Origin of the sequence: Aliivibrio sp. S2TY2 (genome assembly GCF_028765525.1) — a bacterium.
Lineage (GTDB): Bacteria > Pseudomonadota > Gammaproteobacteria > Enterobacterales > Vibrionaceae > Aliivibrio > Aliivibrio finisterrensis_A.
This window is the reverse complement of record NZ_JARACS010000002.1, coordinates 208,007-231,119: the sequence shown is the minus strand read 5'-3', so window position 1 is coordinate 231,119 and position 23,113 is coordinate 208,007. Positions and strand designations below refer to the sequence as shown.

The following is a 23,113-nucleotide window of genomic DNA, read 5'->3' as shown; positions in this document are numbered from 1 at the left end:
ATAACAGCAAGGAGGCGTGCTTCATGTCGCATCAAATACTCTCTCAGCATGAGTTACATTTACGTATTGGTGGCTACTCGACTCAGGGAAAGAGGGAGGTTAATCAAGATGCATTTATCGTTAAACACGCCTCTGTTTCTGAGCAACCATTTAAAGGTGATGTGGTTTGTATTGCAGATGGCGTCAGTTGCAGTGATAAAGGCCAACAAGCGAGTCATACTTGCGTGACTCAGTTTGTAGATGATTACTTTTCAACGCCTGATAGTTGGAGTGTAAAGCAATCGGCAACCAAGGTATTACTCTCGATAAATTCATGGTTGTATCAGCAACAAAAAGACAATGAACTTCATCATAATGGTTGGCTAACCACATTTTCAGCGGTGGTGATTAAATCTAATACGGCGCATGTTTTTCATGTTGGAGACAGCCGTATCTATCGTTATCGAGAAAATAAATTACAGCAGTTAACACACGATCATCAACGACAAGGTGTAGGGAAAGAAGCTTACCTTACCCGAGCATTGGGAATGGACAGTAAATTAGATGTTGATTATCACTCAGTAGATTTACAAGAAGGTGATGTATTACTGCTGACCACGGATGGAGTTCATGATGTATTGTCTAATGAGGATCTGAGTTTTGAATTGTCGCAAGAGGGAATGAGGCAATTGTCATTAGAATCGATGGCGATGCATCTTTGCCAGCAAGCAGTGGATAATGGCTCACAAGATAACGTAAGTTGCTTATTGGTTGACGTACTTCAACTACCCAATAAAACCCCACAAGAGCTATTACACTTATTAGATCTGTGCCATATTCCACCAGTATTGAAAGTAAGCCAGAAGATTGATCACTATCGAATTGAAGAGATTATCTATTCGGGAGTTCGTAGTCATGTGTATTTAGCGACCAATGAAAAGAACGCTGAACGTTGCATTATTAAAGCGCCATCACTGCAATTTAGCGAAGATAAGCTCTATCTGTATTCATATCTCAGAGAGCAGTGGATAGGAGAGACGGTAAACAGCAAGAGAGTGATGAAAATACTGCCACGCGAGAGTGATAGTCGTTTTATCTATCATGTGTGTGAGTATATTGAAGGCATTACGCTAAGACAATGGATGCGAGATAATCCGACGCCAGAGCTAAGCCAAATGCGTTTTATTATTGATGGCATTATAAAATCGGTAAGGGTGCTACAACGATTACAGATTGTGCACAGAGATTTAAAACCTGAGAATATTATGATCACTCCAGACAATAGCGTCGTGGTGATTGATTTTGGTGCAGCAACAGCGGATGGGCTGGAAGAAGCATTACAAGTGCTTGATGATGTCTATCCACTTGGCGAGTTGAATTATACCGCTCCTGAATATATAAGAGGTGGTAAAGCAACTCATCAGTCTGATATTTATTCCATAGGTGTTATTTGTTATGAGATTTTATCAGATAAAGAACGCACTCATTGTTTGCCCTACAAGCAGATAACGCAGCAAGGGTTATTGACAAAGCACCCACAACAGAACGAATACTACTCGTTGTTATTACAACATGCAGATCTTCCAATTTGGATTGATGAAGCGATAAAGAAAGCGTGTCATATTCTTCCTTCAAAGCGTTATCAACACATGAGTGAGTTTATGGCAGATTTAACCATACCAAATCCTCAGTTACTTAAAAATAAACGGGCCCAACCCTTAATGGAAAGAGAGCCGCTTTTGTTTTGGAAAGGGCTCTCTATCGTTTTAGGGCTTATCGTTCTTATTGAATTTATCTACTTAATCTAATGATTTTTTAAATCGTTTTGAGGCAACAAATAAACCAATGAGGGTGAAAATGATCATCCAAACCGTATCTCGCCACAAATCAAGTAAATCAGCGCCGCGTAAAACAATACCGCGAATTAATCTCATGAAGTGAGTCGCAGGTAAAACTTCTGCAATCCACTGAGCAACGACGGGCATTCCTTCATAGGGGAACATAAAACCTGATAATAAAATGGAAGGCAACAGAATGAATATCGTCATTTGCATCGCTTGAAGCTGTGTTTTAGCGATGGTTGAAATAACTAACCCTAGAGTAAGACTGGCAGAGATAAATAGTAAAGTCCCGAGCAAAATTTGGCTTAATGAGCCATTAATCGGAACGTCAAAAATGAAATACCCTAACCCAAGAATAATAAATACTTGAATTAAACCGACAAAGATATAAGGGATGATTTTAGCAACCATTAGTTCAAAAGAGTGAATAGGGGTGGTAATAAGTAACTCTAAGTTTCCTCTTTCACGTTCTCGTACAATGGCTGAGCTGGTGAAGAGTATCATTGTCATGGTTAAGATAACGCCTAATAGTCCCGGTACAATATTAACTGCGGATTGTCGGCTAGGGTTATAAAATAGCGTCACCTCAAATGTTTTAGCATGGGCATTATTGCGAATATCAAAATCCAAATCGCTTAATGGCATGCTTTGCAATCCAAGAATGGCTGCACTTATCATAGTGTCTGAGCCATCCACAATCCATTGTCCTAGCTCTCTGCCTTGTACCATACGTTGTGTAATGTCTTTGGGTAATATCAGAGCAGCACGCACAACGCCTTGCTGAATTGCTTTTTCGGCTTCTTTTACTGTTGGATAATGTTGTTTAACACTGACGACTTGCGTGACTTTCACTGACTCAGTAATGAGTCGGCCAAAAGTACTCTCACTTTGGTCAACAACCGCAATGGGTATATCTCTAATATCAGTATTAATAGCGTATCCAAATAATAACAATTGTATTAAAGGGATCATAATAACCATACCAAAGGTCAACTTATCTCGTGATAATTGACGAATTTCTTTGACCATGATGGCTTTCATTCGATTGAGTGACTTCATTGACGACCCTTCCCTGTGACGGTAACAAAGACATCTTCTAAACTTGGACGCGCGATATTCATTTCGGAATCTTTTAATTCAGGGAATTCAGATCTTAACCATGAAATGGGGTCATTAATATCTTGATGAATAAGTACTCGTAATCGAATACCTATTTGGGCTGCAGATCTGATTTCATTACGTTGAATTAATGTGTTTTTTAATGCGCGTAAATTATTTGTTTTCACTTCAACGATATTAACCCCCATGTTAGCCATTAATGTCTCTGGCTCTCCATCGGCACGGATAATACCTGATTCCATTATTGCCAATCGATGACAACGTTCAGCTTCATCCATGTAATGGGTTGTGATAAGGATGGTGGTTCCTTTATCTGATAAATCAAATAGTTGTTCCCAAAAATCTCGACGATTCTCAGGATCAACCGCAGAGGTTGGTTCATCTAAAAACAATAGTTCAGGGTTATGCATGGTTGCAGCAGCCAATGATAATCGCTGTTTTTGACCTCCACTCATGCCTGATACCCGTTGGTTTCGTAATTGGTCAAGTCCATAGGTGGAGAGTTGCTCCGTTATGCGTTGGAGTAACGTTTGTTTTTCCATACCAAAAATTTGGCCAATGAATTCGAGGTTTTCTTCTACACTTAAATCATCATACAAAGAGAATTTTTGCGTCATATAGCCAATTTTTAAACGCAGAGCTTCTGATTCTTTAGGGATACTTAAACCAAGTACATCCACCTGACCAGAGGTAGGGCTTAATAGGCCGGTTAAGGTACGAATGGTAGTAGATTTACCACAACCGTTAGGACCTAAAAAGCCATAAATACAGCCTTTAGGTACGGATAAGTTAATGCCATCAATAGCGGTAAAATCCCCAAATTTTTTCACAACATCAGTGGCTTGAATAGCAAACTCAATCATCTGCGTTGTCCTTTTCTAAGAGGACTTGGGCAGGTACGCCAGAAGGTAAAGAGGCCGCAGATTCAGGTAAATCTACTTCTGCTAAGTACATTAAATGAGATCGGTCTTCTTCTGTTAAGGCGTAATATGGCGTAAATGACGGTTCAGAGGAAACCCAACGAACGGTTCCTTTAAATGGAGAGCTAACACCATCCACAGTCACTGAAAATGTTTTCCCTGGGAGGAATCCAACACGATAAGAGGCAGGAACGTAAACACGAGCGTAAGGAATACGATTGGCTTGAATAACAGCAACAAAACCATTTACAGGAACACGCTCGCCAAGGTTATACGGAAGATTATCTAAAATGCCGTCACGAGTGGCGACGATGGTTAATTCATCCAGTTTCTGTTGCTGCAATACCACTTCAGCATCCATCGCATCAAGTTCAGCTTTTGCTTGGTCTATATCTTCAGGTCTTGCTCCTGCGGTTAATTTTGAGAATTCTTCATTAGCTGAGTTTAATGTAGCGCGCGCAGAATCTCGGGAGGCGAGAGCAGTATCTTTATTGGATTGGCTGGTGAGTTTTTTCTTTACTAGCTCAACCATTCGACGGTAATTTTTTTCAGCATCAATAAGCTGTGCTTTTGCTTGGTCTACTTTGGCTTTGGCTGATGCAATATCTTCAGGGCGCTCACCATTGGTTAAGCGTAATAAATAGGCTTGGGCTTTCGCGGCGTTTGCAATGGCATGGGCAAGGATGGCGTTTTGATTTTTTGTGTCCAATTGGACCAATACGTCACCGACTTTGACTTCACTGCCTTCTTTGATAGGTAAAGCTCGGATAATTTCATTTGAAGTCGCGGAGAAAGTGACCCGGTCTCGCTCTAAGGTTCCTAATGCTTCATCTCCTTTGTCTGAGCCACAACCTTGTAATAGTGCGACACATAAGAATCCTAAGAATAGCTGTTTCATCTTTAAATCTCCTGACATTGATTGTTTACTTATCGCCTAATCAGGGGATCGTCATAGCTTAAAGTAATATCAATTGCTTATAAGGTATTTAAAGAAACTATACTCAATTAACGAGAAGCGCAAATTATTTAATTCAATTTAAAATGCGCTTTCGCTTAATTACGCTTTTGAGTGAAGCACACTCATTAAATAATCAATATACTGTTATCAGTTTGCGTCTCAAAAAGATAATACAGAATTCTTATTTTGATTCTATTTATCTCAATTATATTTAAATTCCATTAATATCAATGATTTAAAAGTTTGGTATAGGTTGTGCTTTTCTTCATTATACGCTAGGTATAAATGAGGGAATATTATGAAAAAAAGCAGATTACTTTCTTGTATCGCTACATTAAGTCTTACTGTTGGAGTCAGTGGACAAGTGGAAGCTGCAATTCCATTTGCTTCCTGTCCAGGACAAGCATTTATGATACAAAACCCTTCTGGAACTCCAGTAGCTTATGGCATTAATTTGGATGTAGGTAGCTATAGCACTTTATCTTGGGAAGTTGGAAGCGGAAAGATTAATGCTATTGGCTATAGTGTTCATGATGATTATATTTATGGGTGGGATTATGGAGCGAAAACCTTAACTAAAATTGGTTCCGATTTCGTATCAACGCCATTATCGGTCTCTAACCTAAATGTTGGGCCTACTTCAATTTATGTTGGTGATGTATCGACCATTGAAAATGCTTGGTATGGCTACAGAGTTAATCAAGGACTTTTTAGAATTGGCTTGGATGACTTGATTATGACTAAAGTTGCCAACTCTGGCACTATTGGTAATATTCGTATACTTGATATGGCTTTTCATCCAGATGATGGACTTATCTACAGTGTTGATAATTCTGGATATCTTTATAAAATTGATCCAAATACAGGGTTAAGTACTCAATTAAACAAAGTTATCAGCAGTGATAATGTTGGTCATAGTTTAGCTTTTGGTGCTCAATATTTTGATGTCGATGGTAATCTTTATCTCAGTAATAATGGGAATGGGTATATCTATCTTATTAATATTGATGATGTAAATTCAACTTCAGCCTTTTTTGCTTATGGACCATCGAGTAATTCAAATGATGGTGCCCGCTGTGCATTTGCTGCGGTGGGACAAAATGATAATAGCGATTACGGTGATGCTCCCGATACTTACGGCACGTTATATGATTCATTTGGTGCTCGTCATGGTATTTCTGATTTAAAACTAGGTCTGATTGTTGATGGAGAAAGTGAAGCTTATGTGTATCCGCTTTCAGATGACACATCAGATTCAAGTAATGATGATGATGGTATTTCATTTCCTGTACCACTTGAAATTAAGGAAACAAGCTTCATTTATGCCGATGTTGAAGGTGCAGAGGGAGAAGGGGTACTTAGTGCTTGGATTGATTGGGACCAAGACGGGGTGTTTAATGATGATGAAATGATCCTTAACAGTGAATGGGTAGATGATGGCCAGAATCAACTCTATTTTGAAGTACCAAGCTGGGCTCTATCAGGAGATACTTGGGCTCGTTTTCGTTTAAGCCATACTTATGATGTTGGTCCAAATGGTGGGGTAAGTGCAGGTGAAGTTGAAGATTATCAAGTTACTGTTACAGACCAAGGTGTATCCGTTGAGCTTTACCCTGTAGGGTCTGACTACACCACTTTCGCTTATGAAGATCAATTTCCTAAAGTCGGTGACTACGATATGAATGACGTCCTTATGAACGTCAAGTACACTGAATTTAGTCATAATAACCAAGTGATTCAACTTAAAATTGAAGGGCAAGTTGCAGCTCTTGGCGGTACTTATCACTCTGGTTTTGCTATTCGTTTGCCTAATATCAGTCCAGATAAAATAAAGGCTGATTCAGTTAAATTATTCATTGATGGAGAATTACAAAATACAACAGTGTTAGAGAGTGGCACTTTAGATGCTGTTTTGATTATTCATGAAGATCTTTGGTCACTTACCGAGTCCGGTGAGGCTGATGGTTGTAATATGTTCCGAACTGAACCAGGTTGTGGGACTCAATATCGTCCTAACTGGTCACTTACCGTCCCGTTTGAATCACCTATTTCTCAAGGGCAAATGCCTGCCTTACCTTACGATCCATTTATTTTTGCGACTCCAGGTTATTATTACGGGGAGAATGGCTTACAAGTGAGTGGTGGCCATCCGGGACGTAATTTAGAAGTACACCTGAAAAACAAAAAACCGACCTCTAAGTTTGATTATGGCTATATTGGCAGAAGTGATGATGCGACCAATACTGCGAATAGTACTTACTTCCAGACAGATAACGGTCTTCCATGGGCAATTGAAATTCCGCTTAATTGGGAGCATCCAAATGAGTCAGTCAGCATTCTTGAAGCGTATCCTCAATTTGCAGATTTTTCTCAGGATGCAACAGGACAAACAGCTGCAGATTGGTATGTAACCCCTAGTGCGGGAAAAACTTATATAGATTAAGGAGAGATCTTATGAATAGTATCGTGAATAAAATGAATCTATTACTTTTTGTTGCTAGCTTTAGTCTGCTTGCTGCTTGTAATAGTGATAGCTCTGGTGGCTCAAATGATCCAGGTTCTGGTACAGGGTCACCTGTGAGCCCTCAATTATCGGTTTTAGATTTAAAAATTAGTGCTGAGAATAGCCTTAGTTCGGTATATAGCGTTGATATTGATGTTGATATTTCAGAGCGCTCCACTAAGCGTGCATTTATTTCTATTTGTGATAATAGCCAAGCACAAGGTGATGTATCTAAAGTAGATTTTGATATGTGTTTACTTAAAGGTCGTTTAGAGCAAGGTGTTGGTAAATTTGACCTTCGTGTTGCGAATCATTGTGAAGAGTTAATTACCATCATCTGGATCATGGAAAAAGATCGGGAACCTCTTATTTACACTTTGGCGCACAATAACCAAAAAGAGAATTATTGGTTAATTAATTAAACCTATCAAGGCTGTTAATAACCCGCCTTGATAGGAAGGCGGGTTATTAATTTATTTAATACGAACACTCATTAAATCATCAACAAAGTGATTCAGTGCACGCTCTTCAATAGTTCTAATTTTTAGCTGCTGAGAGTCACTTAGCATGTGGTACATACTCGCGGCACCAAAGTCACCAAAGATAATATTCGCGTCTGCATCAAATAAGGTGTTATGCGCATACAAATCACCATGACACACTTGGTTATCATGTAGGTGGTCAAACACATTACGCATTTCAGCGGTCATTTTATTGATGTGATCTAATGATAAGGTAAACCCTTCAGGGAAAGTATCACGAGTGCAGCTTTCTAAACTTGGCGGTAAACCTAAGTTTTTATAATGTGAAGGGATCAAGTTCATGATCAATGCTAGATGATTGTCTTCATTCACCTGTGCTAATGATTGCACCAAACTTGGGTGATTGCCGACTTTTAAACACGCTTGCAATTCATCTTCAGGGTAACCATCACTGGTGACTTCGCCTTTAAATACTTTAACTGCAATTTCTTGTGGGAAATCCGTTTGTTCTTGATTCCAACGAGCTTTAGAAATGACACCTGATGCACCTTGGCCTAATACATCTTCTAATGTGTAGTCTGATGAGGCGATATTAGGAACAGACTTCACTTTCACATCGGATTTACAGAATGGATTACCCGCAAACGCAAACCATGCCAGTTTTGGTAAATTAAGCAGTTGCTCTGGGCACTCAATTAACTGGTTTGCTGAAATACGCAGTAATTCCAAGTTATGCAGTTGAGACAAGTTGTTTGGCAGTTCAGTCAGTTTGTTGCCTGCTAATGCCAGTTTTTGCATTAAGTGGCAATCACCCAATGAGTTAGGTAATGCTTCTACTTGGTTATCGGTTAAGATCAACCAGCGTAATTTTGGTGGGAAGGCATCTTCAGGAACATGCTGAATTTGACACGATTTGAATCCAATCATTTCAAGATTTTGACACTGAGCCAGAACATCAGGGAATACAGTAAATGGATTGTTTGATGCAAAGAAAATCTTCAATTTAGGTAATTGAGCGATCTCAATCGGTAGCGTAGTTATTTGATTATTCGATAAATCTAAGATTTCTAATGAATCAGCAAGAGATAAGATCTCAAGTGGAAACTCTGTTAACCCTTCACTTAATTGTAATCGAGTAATACCTTGTAATTCACCGGATTGTAACTGCGCTAATGTATGCAAACTAATCTACCTATGTTGTTTGTATTTTGCCGCCGATTGTACGGTGTTTCAGTTTGAAAATCTAATATACCTATTTAGTTATAATAGATATAACGGATGGGTCATTGGTTCATGAATTGTCATCACGTATCTTTTGTTTCATTGAAAAAATGCGATCTCATATCATCCAATAGATTCATTAATTTGTTGGATTTTTGTCTTTTCAGAATAAGTATTGAGTAATTCATGAATTTAAAATCTACATCAATTTACCAAGGTGTATTTCCAATTTTAACCCTATTTCTTATTACTTCACCTTTTGCTCTTGCTAAAGAAAAACATCAAGATGACCCGACTAAAATTGTCACTAAACTTGGTTTTGGGTATAACGATGATTTAACTATTTCTGGTTCTATTGGGTTAGACCCTGTGCGAATGTTAAGCATGAGAACTTCTGCTGATGGCGATGATTGGCGTCTTGGTGGTTCATGGTTATTTCCGGTTGGTATTGTTAATGTCAATTTTAGTCGTACAGAGTATGACCATGGTGCCTATAAAAACAACTACAGCATTGGAACCTTTATACCATTATCCTATTTTGGTATAGAGCCTATGGGGTGGCAGATTTTTCCAATGGCAGGCTATGCTTACAACGATGGAGAATTCGCTGTTGAACAACATAATGAAATACAATCGGGTGATTATATCTTGATGTCTAACTCAAGTCATAGTGGTTATTTAGGAGCGTTTGCATTAAAACCACTTACAGATACATGGAGTATTCTCGCTTTTGGTGGAGGGGCTTTAGGGTCTGATAATTACAGCAGTTATTGGGGAGGTGGTGGCCTTAGCTATAAGATAAATGAACACCAATCTTTTAATTTCTATGGGGTAATTAGCGAAGATGATTTTGGTCATAATGAAAAAGTAGGCTTCTCTTATACCTATGAGTTTAATTAATGCCTAGTCATCTTCGGTGGTAAAATATTATCCACTAATCGTTCTATCCAATTAAATTTCTCTGAATTCATGTGCTTAGTATTGTAGATGAGGCCTATCTTCATCTCATGGCGTTTTAATTTATCTTTAACTTTAACAAGAGCGTATTTTGCTGGATCAAGCACTTCCATTAAGCTCTGTGGAGCGATGAAAAGCATATCTGATTCTTCAAGAGCCTTTAAAATCGGATTAACTTGCTGACAACGAAATTCAGGTTGATGGCTGATGTCTTTATTTGAATATTGAGGCGCTAACATGGTTTTAAAGTTAAATTCAGGGACGATTAATCCTGCCAGTGGGTAGTTAAAGACTTCTTGAAGGTCGATAGTCTGATTTGCCATTGGGTGGTTAATATTACAGACCCCAGCATAAGTAAATAAACCGACCGGTACTTGTCGTAACTCTTTGGATACATCAATAGGATAATAGTTAAGAGCAAAATCAAGCTCGCCGTTAATTAAATCATCCGCAGTGGTTTGAGTAAAACTATGTAGTTCAATACTGACATTAGGCGCATCTTTTTTAATTGCTTGGCAGATCTGATACCCATGAGTTTCAATCACAAACCCATTCATTGCGATCTTGATTTGTCCTGTTAGTTGTTTTGGCGAGAAGCTGTCGTTTTGTAGAGTACCTTCAAGCGCTTCGAAGATCTTAGGTAGACTGATCGCCAACTCTTCAGCTTTTGGTGTGAGTTTTAATCCGCGTGATTGTCGGATAAATAGAGGATCATCAAATTCTTCTCGGATCTTGGCTAGAGTACGGCTTACTGCGGGTTGGCTAGTATTAAGTCGCTCAGCTGCTTTATTGGTGTTTTTTTCTTGCAGTAGCACTAAGAGAGTTTTAAGTAGATTAAGATCAAATTTGGCTAAATCCATTTTATGCCCTTATTGATAGCTATCGATTAATTATAAACTAACGTCATTCATTAGAAATATCAAATCTGTTATATCAGCAATACGTGTATGCCATTGGTAGAGTCCTCCATATTAGTTACCTTCATTACATCGAATTTAGATGTGCCATTTTAAGGAATAAGAGGGCTTTAAAATCTAAGGATAAATAGAATAACGACAATAGGTGTTCCAATGCAGATACATCCTACCAGTTTAGAGTTTGAAAACCTCCCTAGTGTTTATGCACTTCTCGATTCCATTATATTTATGTGGTTTATTGTTTTAGTTACGGTTGCCATTATTTCATGGGTAGCGGCTAAGATTTGGCATATTCATTCTATTCCAAAGCATTTGGCGAAAGAAAAAGGCTTAGCGCAGGCTAAATTGATTTTTTGGATGTGTATTTTAGGTCTAGTGTGGAAACCATTATGGGTGCTGGCAGTTCTGGCTATTGTCACCGATTGGGATAAAGTTCAAGCATGGTTTAAAGGGGCACAATCATGAAAGAGATAATGTTGCCGTATATTTTAATCGTGTGGTTATTGTTTAAATTCAACGTATTAAAGCGAACCGCGGGGAATTACTTTGTCACCACTTTTGTGGGTGTAATTTTAGCACTAGCACTATTTTTTGGACATCGATTCTATTCGCCAGCGGATTTAACCAACTCTACGACAGTTAAGGCCCCTCACGCTGTGCTGTCTCCATCCGTTGGTCAGCATATTGATGAGATCTACATTGATCATAACCAGCATGTTAAGAAAGGCGATGTACTTTATCTACTTAAAGATGACAAAATTACTTCTGCGATAATCGAGGTTGAGTCTGCTCAATTAGAAGTAGAAAAAAGCATTGAAGCAAAGAAGGTCGCTTTACAGCAAGCAGAGCGTAATCATCAGCGAAACCTAGGAATGAAAGAACATGTATCAGTGCGTGATACGGAAGAATCACAAGACTTGGTTGAAATGTTAATCGCTGAAATTCATGTGTTAGAAGCCAAAGATTTAGGCTTAAAAGCACAACTTACGAATTTAAATTTTGAATTGGATCGTTTAACGATCACCGCGCCTTTTGATGGCATGGTGACACACGTATTTATTGCTGACGGTTCTCGGATCGGTTCACTTCACTTATGGGATACCAGTAAGAAGTTTGTTGAAATGCGTATTCCAGATCAATCGTATAAAAATATTCAGCCGGGGCAATTTAGTGAGTTTTTTGTAACGGCGTATCCGGGGGAAATCTTTAGAGCAAAAGTACACAGTGTAGTCAATGCGACTGGCGAAGCGCAAGGTAGCTTATTACCTCAAGAGCAGCTTGTATCTCGTCATATTCAACGTGGTTCGGCACCAGTCGGGCGAACGGTGATTCTTGAAATAGACCAAGAAACGATGGATATGCTACCAATTGGAGCGACAGGCTCTGCATGGATAAGTGCCGAGAAGCCACATTCAATTTTAGGGTTTATGGATATTATCGGTGGAGCGACGGTAAGACTAACGGCTGCAAAATCTTATCTACAAGCTTTGTAGTTATATAATGTAGAGCAACACAATGTTAAAGAAGGCGAGTTAATTTCATTGAGTGAAGTTAGCTCGCTTTTTTATGTATGTACTGATTAACTAAGTGATCTTTTTACGCTAATCTGCCGTAATATTAAAAAAATAAAGTTAATGGAGCTAACGATGATGAAAAAACGTATAACAAAAATAGGTTTTATAGCAACAGTATTATTAATGCTAAGTGGTTGCTTAGGGATGCCAAAGGGCGTTGAACCTGTATCAGGGTTTGAGTTAAATCGTTATTTAGGTAAATGGTATGAAGTGGCGCGATTAAATCATTCTTTTGAAGAAGGGTTGAGTAAAGTCAGCGCCGAGTACAGCATTAATGAAGATGGAAGCGTTAAGGTCATTAACCGAGGCTATTCAAAAGAAGATCAAGAATGGAATGAAGCAGAAGGAAAAGCGAAATTCATTGGGGCAGAAGATCAAGGGTATCTTAAAGTCTCGTTCTTTGGCCCTTTCTACGGTTCATACGTAGTGTTTGAATTAGATAAAGAAAATTACCAATATGCGTTTGTATCAGGGCCAGACCTAGATTACTTATGGCTACTATCTCGAACAAAAGAAGTTGACCAAGAAGTGATTGAGCGCTTTGTATCAACGGCTCAATCACTAGGTTTTAAAACAAATGAACTTATCTTTGTTGAGCAATAATTAATTGTCGCGTTAGTTAATGGATATTCTTGGGACCTAAGAGGTATCCTTGTCTATTAACTAGCGCGCTAACTTATGGTGCGCTCGTGAAAAATGCCCTGCACAAAACGCACCTACTATAGATAGCTCTCCTGCTAAACATAAAGCAGCACATACTTCAGCCAGTGCTTGTGATTTTCCTGCACCGTGCAATCCCATCAATTCTAAACAGGCTTTTTGGCTTGGTAATCCAGTACCGCCGCCAACCGTACCCAGCATTAAGTTTGGTAAGGTAACACTTGCGTATAAGTCCCCATTTCTATCGACTTCAATACGTGTCATACCAATAGCAGATTCAGCTACACACGCCGCATCTTGACCACACGCAATATAAAGAGCAGCAAGGGCATTGGCATAATGAGCATTAATACCTATAGTTCCGCTGAGCGTCGCACCAACTGTACTCATTTGAGTAAATTGCATCATTTTCTCAGGGGTGGTGTGTAGGTATTTTTTCACTAACTCAGCAGGAATATGCGCTTCAGCGGTGACTTTTTTGCCGCGAACACTGCGCAATGTTTGGCTGCTTGCTTTTTTATCTCCTGATAAATTGCCATCTAAATAGGCATTTTCAGGCGTGATAGGGGAGTTTTCCATGATGTAGCTAAACACGGCATTGGTCGCAATGGTTACCATGTTTTGTCCAGAAGCATCACCAGTTAAAAACTCAAAGACCAGATAAACATGATTGCCTTCGATACTGATATTAATGTCGCTGAGTTTCCCATGTGATGTGGTGGATTCTGCCAGTTGTTTGAACGTGTCGTATTGAGTCACCGCCCATGCCACAAATTGTCCAGCTTCAGCTAAACCAAAAAAAGCAAACGCAGGGGTGCGAGTTACCCCTTCATTTAATAGCATGGCACTTGCACCACCACTTGCCGTTAGCAGTTGTGCCCCGCGATTATAAGAGGCCACTAAAGCCGCTTCTGTGGTTGCAAGAGGCACTAAGTAATCATCATTGGCAAATAAGCCATTCACACGTAATGGGCCTGCAAGACCAACTGGCAGTTTAACCGTACCAATAAAATGCTCGATATTTTTCTCGTACACATGGCTTTGGGCCTGGGTGTGCGGGTCGAGTAATTCTGATTGCAGCTCAGGTTTGGCTAGCTTATCCCAACGGCGAGTTAGGTTTTTTTCTGTTAGATAAGGGCTAGGGGTAATTTTATTTATTGGTCTTTCAAAGTGAGGGTTGAGCGATTGCTCTAATTTATCTGCAGAGATATCGCCCCCTAAGATTGATACGTAGTCGCGGCGATGCAGATTCAGTTTTGGCATAAGAACATATTAATTACAGCAAATGTTGAATGAGATTCTACTGTTTCGTATCAGATAAACAAGGATAATGACAAAAAGCGTTACAGTTTTACCTCTCAATTTTGAACTAAGATAACGACAAATATTTTCGATTCTTACGATAAATATTCATTATTGGACTACGTTTAGATAATGTTAGTTAATGCCGTCGACAACTTGTTAGATTACAAGGATTGTTAGGGATAACACGCCCTAGGTTATGCTTCGATATTCCAACGAAGTATTTTCTTTTGATGGCCCTATTTATGTGAGGTCGAGATTTGGAACATTCGGTTAATTTGGATCGTATCCGTGCTGAGTATAATGTAAAGCACTGGAGCCAAGGTTTTTACGGTATTGATGATAATGGTGAAGTGTATGTTTCACCACGTAGTGAATCTGATCATCAAGTCCCATTAAGTCATATTGTGAATCAATTAGAGCAGCGAAATATCGGATTGCCTGCTTTGGTTCGTTTTCCTCAAATCGTTCATCAGCGCGTACATAATATTTGTAATGCATTTAACCAAGCGATTGATGAATACCAATATGAAAACCATTATCTTCTTGTTTACCCAATTAAAGTAAACCAACAAAAAGAAGTGGTTGATGAAATTCTTGCAAGTCAGGCGCAATTAGAGCAAAAGCAATTAGGTCTAGAGGCGGGCAGTAAGCCTGAGCTATTGGCCGTACTAGCGCTAGCTCAAAAAGCGAGTTCAGTTATTGTATGTAACGGTTATAAAGACCGTGAGTACGTACGCTTAGCGCTGATTGGTGAGAAACTTGGTCACAGTGTTTTTATCGTTCTAGAAAAATTATCAGAATTAGATTTAGTTCTATCTGAAGCAAAAGCATTAGGTGTTAAACCACGCCTTGGTTTGCGTATTCGTCTTGCTTCTCAAGGTGCAGGAAAATGGCAAGCAAGTGGTGGTGAAAAATCTAAATTTGGTTTGTCTGCCTCTCAAGTATTGACGGTAATTAATCGTCTAAAAGCAGAAGACCAACTAGATATTTTAGAGCTTGTGCATTTCCACCTTGGTTCACAAATGGCAAACATTCGTGATGTTCGTAATGGGGTGAGTGAAGCGGCTCGTTTTTACTGTGAATTACGTGATATTGGCGCAAAACTAAAATACCTCGATGTGGGTGGTGGTTTGGCGGTGGATTACGATGGTACTCGCAGTCAATCATCTAACTCGATGAACTACGGCTTGGCGGAATACGCGCGTAATATCGTGATGACTATTGGTGATATTTGTCAGCTTTACTCACAACCAATGCCAGTTATTATTTCTGAATCTGGACGTTCGTTAACGGCGCATCACGCGGTGTTAATTACTAACGTTATTGGTACAGAAAGCTACACGCCAGAAGCAATAGAAGCGCCTTGCGGTGATGATCCTTTGTTATTACACAATATGTGGCGTAACTTAGAGCAGTTAGAAAATGGCGGCGATGATCGCGCATTAATTGAGATTTATAACGATACTCAATGTGACGTAGCAGAAGCGCATAATCAGTTTGCGACAGGCATGATTAACCTGCAACACCGTGCATGGGCAGAGCAAATATCATTACGCATTAACTATGAATTAAGCGTAAAAATGAGCACTAAGAACCGTTACCATCGTCCAATTCTAGATGAATTGAGTGAGCGTTTAGCGGATAAATTCTTTGTGAACTTCTCTCTGTTCCAATCATTACCAGATGCATGGGGTATTGATCAGGTTTTCCCTGTAATGCCATTAAGTGGTCTTGATAATGCGGATGAACATCGCGCAGTGGTACTGGATATTACGTGTGACTCAGACGGTACTATTGACCAATATGTTGATGGTCAAGGTATTGAAACCACACTGCCAGTACCGGCTTGGAACCCTGATGAACCTTATTTGATGGGCTTCTTCTTAGTGGGGGCATACCAAGAGATCTTGGGTGATATGCATAACCTATTTGGTGATACCCACAGCGTTGTTGTGAATGTTGATGAAAATGGTGAAGCGAATATTGATTACATCAATGAAGGCGATACCGTTGAAGATATGATGCGTTATGTGCATATCGATGTGGATTTGATCCGTCAAAACTACAAAGACATGGTAACAGCGAAAGTTGCAGAAGAAGAACAACAAAGCGTGCTTGAAGAGTTAGAGCAAGGCTTAATGGGTTACACCTATTTGGAAGATTTTTAATGAACGATTTATTCACCAAAAAAGACTATTCATTGTACTCAAATGCAATGACATTTATGCGTCGCCCATTGGTACAAAACCCAATTGATAACGATGCTGACATCGTCGTATTAGGTGCGCCATTAGATATGGCAACATCAGGTCGCCCTGGTGCGCGTTTAGGTCCAGATGCGATTCGTCGTGCATCGGTAAATCTAGCGTGGGAAGGTAAAAAATTCCCATGGGATTTCAATGTATTTGATCATACAAAAGTTATTGATTCAGGTGACCTTGTTTTTGATACAGGCGATGCAGAAGATTTAACGGTACGTCTTGAAGCTGCGGCTGATGCGATTCTAAATAGTGGTAAAACGCTATTAGGTTTAGGTGGTGATCACTTTATTACTCTGCCTTTGCTACGTGCTTATGGTAAAAAATACGGTGAAATGGCATTAATTCATTTTGATGCTCACACGGATACTTATAGCCATGGTAGTCGTTATGATCACGGTACCATGTTCTATCATGCACCAAACGAAGGCCTGATCTCACCAGAGCACTCTGTTCAGATTGGTATTCGTACTGAGTATGAAAAAGAAGATCACGGCTTTAATGTGATTAACGCAATGCAAGCCAATGACATGAGTGTTGATGCCATTATCGAACAAGTAAAAGGCATTGTTGGTGACAAACCAGTCTACCTAACGTTTGATATTGATTGTCTTGATCCTGCCTTTGCGCCGGGTACAGGTACACCAGTATGTGGTGGTTTGAATTCAGATAAGATCTTAAAAATCATCCGTGGTTTGCAAGGTATCAACATGGTTGGTATGGATGTGGTAGAAGTATCACCTGCGTATGACCAAAGTGATATCACGGCATTGGCTGGCGCGACGATAGCTTTAGAGCTTCTGTATGTTTGGACTGCGAATCGTTTAAACAAATAAGCGTTATAAGCTGAGTAAAAATAAACCCGTTGAATGAGAGTTCAACGGGTTTATGCCTTTCAGGTTCAGGTTATTTAAAGCAACGAGATAGTGACACTTGCGCTTTCTTGTTTATTGCTTGCATAACCGAACTAGGGTTAGCTTTATACAGACGGTTTAACGAGGTAGTTGTTTTTAATTCTGTTTGCAAATATGAGGTGTAATCTTTGAATTTATTCATCTGCTTAGAACCGTAATTATTCTGGCAAGATTGAACCCAATCAACGTAGTTCGTAAAAAATTTCGATGCATCTTTGGTTGGCATTGCTGTCATCAAATATGCCATATCTCGGCTGGTTTGAAAATGTTGAAAATCAATGGGTGTATCCCAATAGCCGCCCCAATAAATGAATCCGTTTTTAGCAAAAAGATTAATCACTTCTTCTGCAAACCCCTTTCTGTCTTCCTTCCCTAAGCGTTGTAACATTCGGTTTGAATATTCGTGGCCTTTTAATGGTTTGAATGTTGCGGTTCCCCAAGAGGTAAATTCAACAAATGGATTTTGTAACGGGTTAATATCAATAGCAACGCCATAAGCGTGTAAAGAGAGGGATGATTTTCCTGCAATCGGTCGATAGTTAAATGCTGAGGTGTTATTAGCATCCATAGATTTAACATCATTGCCCGCGTAATACTCAATAGGCTTTGCTTGAGCAATTGGAAAGCCTTGCTGATACAACTCATCAAAAATACGTTCAACGTGAGGTGCCACTGCATCTAAGACAACAAGTTTACCTGTCGCTGTTTTCCCATCAAACGTGTAATGCTTAAAGGTGACGTTACGTAAACGGTCACATTGAACGGGTGCTTTAGTCGACATAACGCCTTTGCCGATCATGGCTTGGCATTGAGATGAACTAAGTGGAGTTACGTTAGCCCAAAGTGGGGAGGAGAAAACAGTCATAGCAACTGCACTTATTATAGAGATGACTTTCATTTTTTAGAGTACCTAACCATGAACTGTGTGAATTATTTTATGTGTTGATAATAAATGCATAACAGGACTATAGCAGTATTTATTTAGGGATTTAGAGTAAATATCGCCTCATTTACAAATAGTGATCTCCCTTCAAAGTTACTTTTGTCGAATTTTAATGATCGATACAAGGAGATTGGTAGACATCAACAAACACTAGGGATAAAATTTTGGTGCTTTACTTAGGTATCATGGGAATAAGTAATTATTCTTGTCATTATGCCATTGATGGCTTTTTAGTTAATCAGGGAAAGATGCGTATCTGGATAAGTTTTAGTGTTAAAGAATATCCAGATGAGTATCTGATCCTTGTCGATATAGACGTAGGAGTATAGAGTCATAATGTCGAACAAATTTAAAACAGCAATTGCAACGTTTCGTGCTTTTCCTCGACGTATTCGCTGGAGTACTTATGCAATAACCAGTTATTTCTGTTATGCGGCACTGCTTGGTTTGTTAATCCCTTATATTGCTAAACAGCAGATCCCTGAGCAAGTGTCTAAATTGATTGAAAGACCGGTGACATTAACAGATATCACTATCAACCCCTTTACTCTTCAGTTAGATGTTCATCAATTTGCTATTTTAGAAGAATCGACGCCTTTTATTAGCTTTGAAGATGCTCGTGTTCAGGTTAATTTTTGGGAATCCATTTTCAATGCAGCAATCTCAATTGAATATATAGCACTAGATAAACCTTATATTGATATTAAGCGCTTAAATAATACAGAGCAGCTGGTATTTAATTTCAGTGATATTTTAGATGCCGTAAATCGTAATTTGGCTTCAGAAGAAAAGCCTGAACCCAAGATACAAGAGCCTAGTGATCGCCATAAGGCACTATTCCCTGTACTGATTAAACAAACCACTCTAGTACAAGGTAATGTACGCTTCGTTGATGGTGTTACAGCAACAGAATTAGCGTATCCTGATATCAATTTCACGTTAGGTGTGTTTTCTACTCAAAGCCTATTAACGGATCCAGAGCAAAAGAATAACTACCATGTGCAAATTACCGATGCAGATTCTGGCAAGATAGAACTGAAAGGCCAAGTGCAATTAAAACCACTAGAAGTGGTTGGTGATATTAATGTTCAGCAGGTTCAATTACCACGCTTATGGGGATTCATTGAAAAAGACATTATTGCCAAATTAACTTCGGGTAATGTGAATTTTTCATCGAACTATCATCTGGCTCAAACCATCGGTGATATCGAAAGCGACGATACGATGAGCATCACTAGCGACAATGGCCTATTCTCCATCCATAATCTAAATTTTAATGCAGAAGATAAATCGATTGTTTCTTTGCCTGATTTTTCTGTGAATGGCATAGCGACGAATGTAGAGAAACGAACCGTTAAGATTGTTTCTGTTACTTCTCATGGTTTAAATGTGTCGACAAAAATAGACGATAAAGGGGCCGATCTTGTTACCTTATTTACCCCTAAATTTATTACAGAAGAGTCAAAAGAAAAGAAAGAAGAACCTGTAGAAAAAGAGACTAAACCTAATGCTGATGCGCCTTCATGGTTAGTGACACTGGGTGGCGTAGAAATTAAAGACTACCAGTTAAACGTCGAAGAGAAAGTCATTACCAAAAAAGCCAATCAATGGCAGATATCTCCAATTAACTTAACGACAAGTCAGATTGTAAGTGATCTATCTAAGCCAATAGATTTTGATTTCTTTACGTCGGTAAATGGGAAAGGTGATATCAGTGTTAAAGGTCAAGCTGATGCCAAACAACAAGCCGTATTGGCTGATATTGATGTTAAGTCATTGAAGTTAGAACAATTCCAACCTTATTTAGCTACGGCCGTAAATGCAACCTTAACCAAAGGGGAAGTGAGTACGCAAGCTAAGTTAAACACCAATGCAAAAGGTAATGTTGAGGTTAGCGGTGGGGTTCAAGTAAATCATCTTTCAATTCGTGATAATAAGTTAAGAAAACCGTTCGTAAAATGGCGTTCATTAGCGGTCAATCAGTTTGATTTTGATTTACAAAAAAATAAATTAGCAGTCGATACGTTAAGTTTAAGCCAGCCTTATGCGCGAGTGGTGATCAATGAAGATCGTACCACCAATATTGGCGACTTAATGGTGGCACAGCCGAAAGCTAAAAAATCGAAAACAATAGCCAAGAAAAAGGATACAAAACCGTTTGATTTAAGAGTTAGAAAAATTGCGTTCAATAATGGTTCAGCATTCTTTGCAGATAATTCCCTTACGCCGAATTTCTCTTCAGGCATTGAGCAATTAAAAGGCAATATCGGCCATGTATCGAGTATTCCAGGCACAAAAGCAACGGTTGATATCAGCGGTAATATTGAAAAGTACGCACCGGTAAAAGTAAAAGGTGAAATAAATCCATTACTTAAGCAGCCTTATTTGGATCTCGATGTCATATTCCAAAGTGTAGAGCTAACCACGGTTAACCCTTACTCAGGTACGTACGCAGGCCATTACATTGATAAAGGCCAATTAACGTTAGCGCTTAACTATAAATTAGAAAACAACCAATTAAAGGGTGAGAATCACGTAATTATCGATCAACTACAGCTAGGTAAAGCCAGTGACAGTGATTTAGCAACGTCACTACCGTTAGAGTTAGCGATCGCTTTATTGCAAGATAACGATGGAGTGATTGATTTAGGGGTTGAAGTAACTGGAGATGTAAATGATCCTGAGTTTAGCCTTGGTGCGGTGATTTGGAGCACTATTTCAAACATTATAACTAAAGCAGTAACTGCGCCATTCTCGTTTATTGCAGGCCTTGCAGACTCAGATGAAGAATTGAATGTGATTGCGTTTGATTTTGGTGCGAATACGTTAACAAGTGAAGAGCAAGAGAAATTAAAAACGTTAGGTGCAGCCTTAGAAACTCGTCCGAAACTAAAATTAACGGTTGATGGGGCTGTTAATGCACCAGAAGACAGTAAAGCGTTAGCCCTAACGCAATTTAATCAACTTCTAGCAGATTCTGCTCAGGTAATGATCACCGAGTTACCGACAAACTTGACTGCGAGTACAATGCCTACATCAGGTAAGTTATCGGAAGCTTTACAACAACTGTATAAGCAAGAGTTTAATGAAAAGGCAAATGTAGTAGAAGACAGAATAGAAGACGAGGAAGATAAAAAAGGCGTAGAGTTAACCGATGAAGAGTTAGCGAAACGTTGGCATATTGCGTTATATAACTTGGTATTAAATAAACAAGAGGTATCACAAGCGCAGTTAGGGCAATTAGCTCAAAAACGTGCTCAAGCAGTAAAAGCGTATTTGGTTGATATCGTTAAAGTCGATGCATCTCGTGTGTTTTTACTCGATAGCCGATTTGATATTGAGCAAGATACGAGTAGCGTATTGCTAACACTTGAAGCTAAGTAACCTCAATAGCTACTGGGATTGATTCAGTGAGATAGAAAAATGGCGACCAAATAAATCTGGTCGCCATTTTTATTTGTTATGTAGTCTATTTTTTAGAACGGCATTGGGTACTTTTTAAAGACTAGATTAATCTCTGAAATTGCTTCGTCACTTAATGGTTTTGAAAAAGCGTCAATGTCTTCTTTTAATTGCTCTAGAGAAGTAGCACCAATAATGGTTGATGTAACGCCATCTACTTGGTCACACCACGCTAATGCAAGCTGACAAGGTGTATAACCGTGTTTTTCTGCCACTTGCATGTAGGCGCGTACGGCTTCATTTGCAGCAGGTGTATCTCGGAAAATACCATTACGTTGTGAGAAGGTCCAACGGCTGCCCTCTGGCATTTTCCCATCTAAATATTTACCACTTAACATACCGCCCGCTAGCGGTGACCAAGGTAAGTATGCAATATCTTCATGAACACAATTCTCAATTAAATATGGCCAATCTTTAGCGTGTAATAAGCTGAATTCATTTTGAATTGATACCATTTTTGGTAAATTGTATTTAGCACTTAGTTTAAGGTAAGTGTTAATACCCCAAGGCGTGTCGTCTGATAACCCGATATGACGGATCTTACCTGCTTTAATACAAGTATCTAATGCTTGCAAGATTTCAAGCATATCTGCTTCTTCTTTCTTTGCATCAAAATCACTGAATTTAAACTGGTTAGGAAAATGCTTACCAAAATGTGGAGAAGTACGGTTCGGCCAATGCAACTGGTAAAGATCAATATAATCAGTTTGTAAACGAGCAAGTGATGCATCTACTGCAGCAATAACGGCTTCACCTGTAATTGGCGAACCTTCACGAACCCAAGGTAATCCCGGACCTGCGATTTTAGAGGCTAAGATAATCTCTTTACGTCGTTCAGGATTTGCAGCTAACCAATTACCAATAATGGTTTCAGTTTTTCCGTAGGTATCAGGCGAGGGTGGCACGGCATACATCTCAGCCGTATCAATGAAATTAATACCTTGGCTAAGTGCGTAGTCAATTTGCTGATTGGCGTCTTCTTGATTGTTTTGTTTTCCCCATGTCATGCTGCCTAAGCAGATACGAGAAACAGAAAGATTGCTGCTGCCAAGTGTTGAGTATTCCATGTAAGAAGGCTCCTTTATTTGATTTTTATTCGA

Annotated in this window: 18 protein-coding genes; 10 read left to right on the top strand and 8 right to left on the bottom strand. The window is 39.2% G+C overall.

The genetic code is table 11. The features are described 5' to 3' along the window. Positions 1–23: 23 nt before the first annotated feature. The gene (locus PVK63_RS04875; RefSeq protein WP_130086277.1) at positions 24–1,787 is read left to right on the top strand and encodes a bifunctional protein-serine/threonine kinase/phosphatase; all 1,764 of its coding nucleotides are present in this window, start codon (positions 24–26) and stop codon (positions 1,785–1,787) included. Here the strand turns inward: PVK63_RS04875 and PVK63_RS04870 are convergent. The 3 genes from PVK63_RS04870 to PVK63_RS04860 are packed head-to-tail and all read right to left on the bottom strand — an operon-like array spanning position 1,779 to position 4,757. Beyond that, positions 1,779–2,879: an ABC transporter permease gene (locus PVK63_RS04870; RefSeq protein WP_130086278.1), complete on the bottom strand. Its 1,101-nt coding sequence runs from the start codon at positions 2,877–2,879 to the stop codon at positions 1,779–1,781. The genes PVK63_RS04875 and PVK63_RS04870 overlap by 9 nt on opposite strands. Next, positions 2,876–3,802: an ABC transporter ATP-binding protein gene (locus PVK63_RS04865; RefSeq protein ID WP_130086279.1), complete on the bottom strand. Its 927-nt coding sequence runs from the start codon at positions 3,800–3,802 to the stop codon at positions 2,876–2,878. The genes PVK63_RS04870 and PVK63_RS04865 overlap by 4 nt, the downstream gene beginning before the upstream one ends. Then, positions 3,795–4,757, bottom strand: coding sequence for an HlyD family secretion protein (locus tag PVK63_RS04860; protein WP_130086280.1), 963 nt, complete (start codon positions 4,755–4,757; stop codon positions 3,795–3,797). The genes PVK63_RS04865 and PVK63_RS04860 overlap by 8 nt, the downstream gene beginning before the upstream one ends. Before the next feature lie 358 nt (positions 4,758–5,115). On the opposite strand from PVK63_RS04860, the gene PVK63_RS04855 reads away from it, so the two are divergent. Further along, entirely contained in the window at positions 5,116–7,260 is a 2,145-nt protein-coding gene (locus PVK63_RS04855; protein ID WP_130086281.1) for an LruC domain-containing protein, read from the top strand. An 11-nt stretch (positions 7,261–7,271) separates the two neighbouring features. Then, a complete protein-coding gene (locus tag PVK63_RS04850) occupies positions 7,272–7,742 on the top strand; it encodes a hypothetical protein (RefSeq protein ID WP_130086282.1) in 471 nt (156 codons plus the stop codon). 51 nt (positions 7,743–7,793) lie between these two features. Here PVK63_RS04850 and PVK63_RS04845 read toward each other — a convergent pair whose 3' ends face one another. Then, positions 7,794–8,984 carry a leucine-rich repeat-containing protein kinase family protein gene (locus PVK63_RS04845; RefSeq protein WP_130086283.1) on the bottom strand — a complete coding sequence of 397 codons (1,191 nt, stop codon included), beginning with the start codon at positions 8,982–8,984 and terminating at the stop codon, positions 7,794–7,796. A 225-nt stretch (positions 8,985–9,209) separates the two neighbouring features. Here PVK63_RS04845 and PVK63_RS04840 point away from each other — a divergent pair, with 225 nt between their 5' ends. Beyond that, positions 9,210–9,923: a hypothetical protein gene (locus PVK63_RS04840; RefSeq protein ID WP_242511038.1), complete on the top strand. Its 714-nt coding sequence runs from the start codon at positions 9,210–9,212 to the stop codon at positions 9,921–9,923. Here PVK63_RS04840 and PVK63_RS04835 read toward each other — a convergent pair. Next, complete coding sequence (locus PVK63_RS04835; protein WP_130086284.1) at positions 9,920–10,840, bottom strand: LysR family transcriptional regulator; 921 nt, start codon at positions 10,838–10,840, stop codon at positions 9,920–9,922. The genes PVK63_RS04840 and PVK63_RS04835 overlap by 4 nt on opposite strands. 210 nt (positions 10,841–11,050) lie before the next feature. Between PVK63_RS04835 and PVK63_RS04830 the strand changes: the two genes are divergently transcribed. From PVK63_RS04830 to PVK63_RS04820, 3 genes are all read left to right on the top strand, one after another. Beyond that, a complete protein-coding gene (locus tag PVK63_RS04830) occupies positions 11,051–11,362 on the top strand; it encodes an Mg2+ and Co2+ transporter (RefSeq protein ID WP_069594506.1) in 312 nt (103 codons plus the stop codon). Next, positions 11,359–12,390, top strand: a complete 1,032-nt coding sequence (locus PVK63_RS04825) for an HlyD family secretion protein (RefSeq protein WP_130043622.1) — start codon at positions 11,359–11,361, stop codon at positions 12,388–12,390. The genes PVK63_RS04830 and PVK63_RS04825 overlap by 4 nt, the downstream gene beginning before the upstream one ends. A gap of 156 nt (positions 12,391–12,546) precedes the next feature. Then, positions 12,547–13,074 carry a lipocalin family protein gene (locus tag PVK63_RS04820; RefSeq protein WP_130086402.1) on the top strand — a complete coding sequence of 176 codons (528 nt, stop codon included), beginning with the start codon at positions 12,547–12,549 and terminating at the stop codon, positions 13,072–13,074. A 60-nt stretch (positions 13,075–13,134) separates the two neighbouring features. Here PVK63_RS04820 and PVK63_RS04815 read toward each other — a convergent pair whose 3' ends face one another. After that, entirely contained in the window at positions 13,135–14,394 is a 1,260-nt protein-coding gene (locus PVK63_RS04815; RefSeq protein WP_130086285.1) for a hydroxymethylglutaryl-CoA reductase, read from the bottom strand. A 317-nt stretch (positions 14,395–14,711) separates the two neighbouring features. Between PVK63_RS04815 and speA the strand changes: the two genes are divergently transcribed. Both speA and speB read left to right on the top strand, forming a co-directional pair. Next, a complete protein-coding gene (speA, locus tag PVK63_RS04810) occupies positions 14,712–16,604 on the top strand; it encodes an arginine decarboxylase (protein ID WP_423734703.1) in 1,893 nt (630 codons plus the stop codon). Further along, the gene (speB, locus tag PVK63_RS04805; RefSeq protein ID WP_130043625.1) at positions 16,604–17,530 is read left to right on the top strand and encodes an agmatinase; all 927 of its coding nucleotides are present in this window, start codon (positions 16,604–16,606) and stop codon (positions 17,528–17,530) included. The genes speA and speB overlap by 1 nt, the downstream gene beginning before the upstream one ends. Before the next feature lie 70 nt (positions 17,531–17,600). Here the strand turns inward: speB and PVK63_RS04800 are convergent, their stop codons facing one another. Next, positions 17,601–18,506: a M15 family metallopeptidase gene (locus tag PVK63_RS04800; protein ID WP_274439919.1), complete on the bottom strand. Its 906-nt coding sequence runs from the start codon at positions 18,504–18,506 to the stop codon at positions 17,601–17,603. 381 nt (positions 18,507–18,887) lie between these two features. Here PVK63_RS04800 and PVK63_RS04795 point away from each other — a divergent pair, with 381 nt between their 5' ends. After that, complete coding sequence (locus tag PVK63_RS04795; protein WP_274439918.1) at positions 18,888–21,935, top strand: DUF748 domain-containing protein; 3,048 nt, start codon at positions 18,888–18,890, stop codon at positions 21,933–21,935. Between the two features lie 92 nt (positions 21,936–22,027). Here PVK63_RS04795 and PVK63_RS04790 read toward each other — a convergent pair whose 3' ends face one another. After that, positions 22,028–23,080 carry an aldo/keto reductase gene (locus PVK63_RS04790; RefSeq protein WP_274439917.1) on the bottom strand — a complete coding sequence of 351 codons (1,053 nt, stop codon included), beginning with the start codon at positions 23,078–23,080 and terminating at the stop codon, positions 22,028–22,030. Between the last annotated feature and the right edge of the window lie 33 nt (positions 23,081–23,113).

Bases quoted from the DNA above. Each gene is read 5' to 3' on its own strand.
- PVK63_RS04815 (WP_130086285.1), bottom strand. From the start codon at position 14,394: ATGCCAAAACTGAATCTGCATCGCCGCGACTACGTATCAATCTTAGGG.
- PVK63_RS04830 (WP_069594506.1), top strand. From the start codon at position 11,051: ATGCAGATACATCCTACCAGTTTAGAGTTTGAAAACCTCCCTAGTGTT.
- PVK63_RS04790 (WP_274439917.1), bottom strand. From the start codon at position 23,080: ATGGAATACTCAACACTTGGCAGCAGCAATCTTTCTGTTTCTCGTATC.
- PVK63_RS04875 (WP_130086277.1), top strand. From the start codon at position 24: ATGTCGCATCAAATACTCTCTCAGCATGAGTTACATTTACGTATTGGT.
- PVK63_RS04840 (WP_242511038.1), top strand. From the start codon at position 9,210: ATGAATTTAAAATCTACATCAATTTACCAAGGTGTATTTCCAATTTTA.
- PVK63_RS04800 (WP_274439919.1), bottom strand. From the start codon at position 18,506: ATGAAAGTCATCTCTATAATAAGTGCAGTTGCTATGACTGTTTTCTCC.
- PVK63_RS04835 (WP_130086284.1), bottom strand. From the start codon at position 10,840: ATGGATTTAGCCAAATTTGATCTTAATCTACTTAAAACTCTCTTAGTG.
- PVK63_RS04855 (WP_130086281.1), top strand. From the start codon at position 5,116: ATGAAAAAAAGCAGATTACTTTCTTGTATCGCTACATTAAGTCTTACT.
- speB (WP_130043625.1), top strand. From the start codon at position 16,604: ATGAACGATTTATTCACCAAAAAAGACTATTCATTGTACTCAAATGCA.
- PVK63_RS04870 (WP_130086278.1), bottom strand. From the start codon at position 2,879: ATGAAGTCACTCAATCGAATGAAAGCCATCATGGTCAAAGAAATTCGT.
- PVK63_RS04795 (WP_274439918.1), top strand. From the start codon at position 18,888: ATGTCGAACAAATTTAAAACAGCAATTGCAACGTTTCGTGCTTTTCCT.
- PVK63_RS04865 (WP_130086279.1), bottom strand. From the start codon at position 3,802: ATGATTGAGTTTGCTATTCAAGCCACTGATGTTGTGAAAAAATTTGGG.
- PVK63_RS04825 (WP_130043622.1), top strand. From the start codon at position 11,359: ATGAAAGAGATAATGTTGCCGTATATTTTAATCGTGTGGTTATTGTTT.
- PVK63_RS04850 (WP_130086282.1), top strand. From the start codon at position 7,272: ATGAATAGTATCGTGAATAAAATGAATCTATTACTTTTTGTTGCTAGC.
- PVK63_RS04820 (WP_130086402.1), top strand. From the start codon at position 12,547: ATGAAAAAACGTATAACAAAAATAGGTTTTATAGCAACAGTATTATTA.
- PVK63_RS04860 (WP_130086280.1), bottom strand. From the start codon at position 4,757: ATGAAACAGCTATTCTTAGGATTCTTATGTGTCGCACTATTACAAGGT.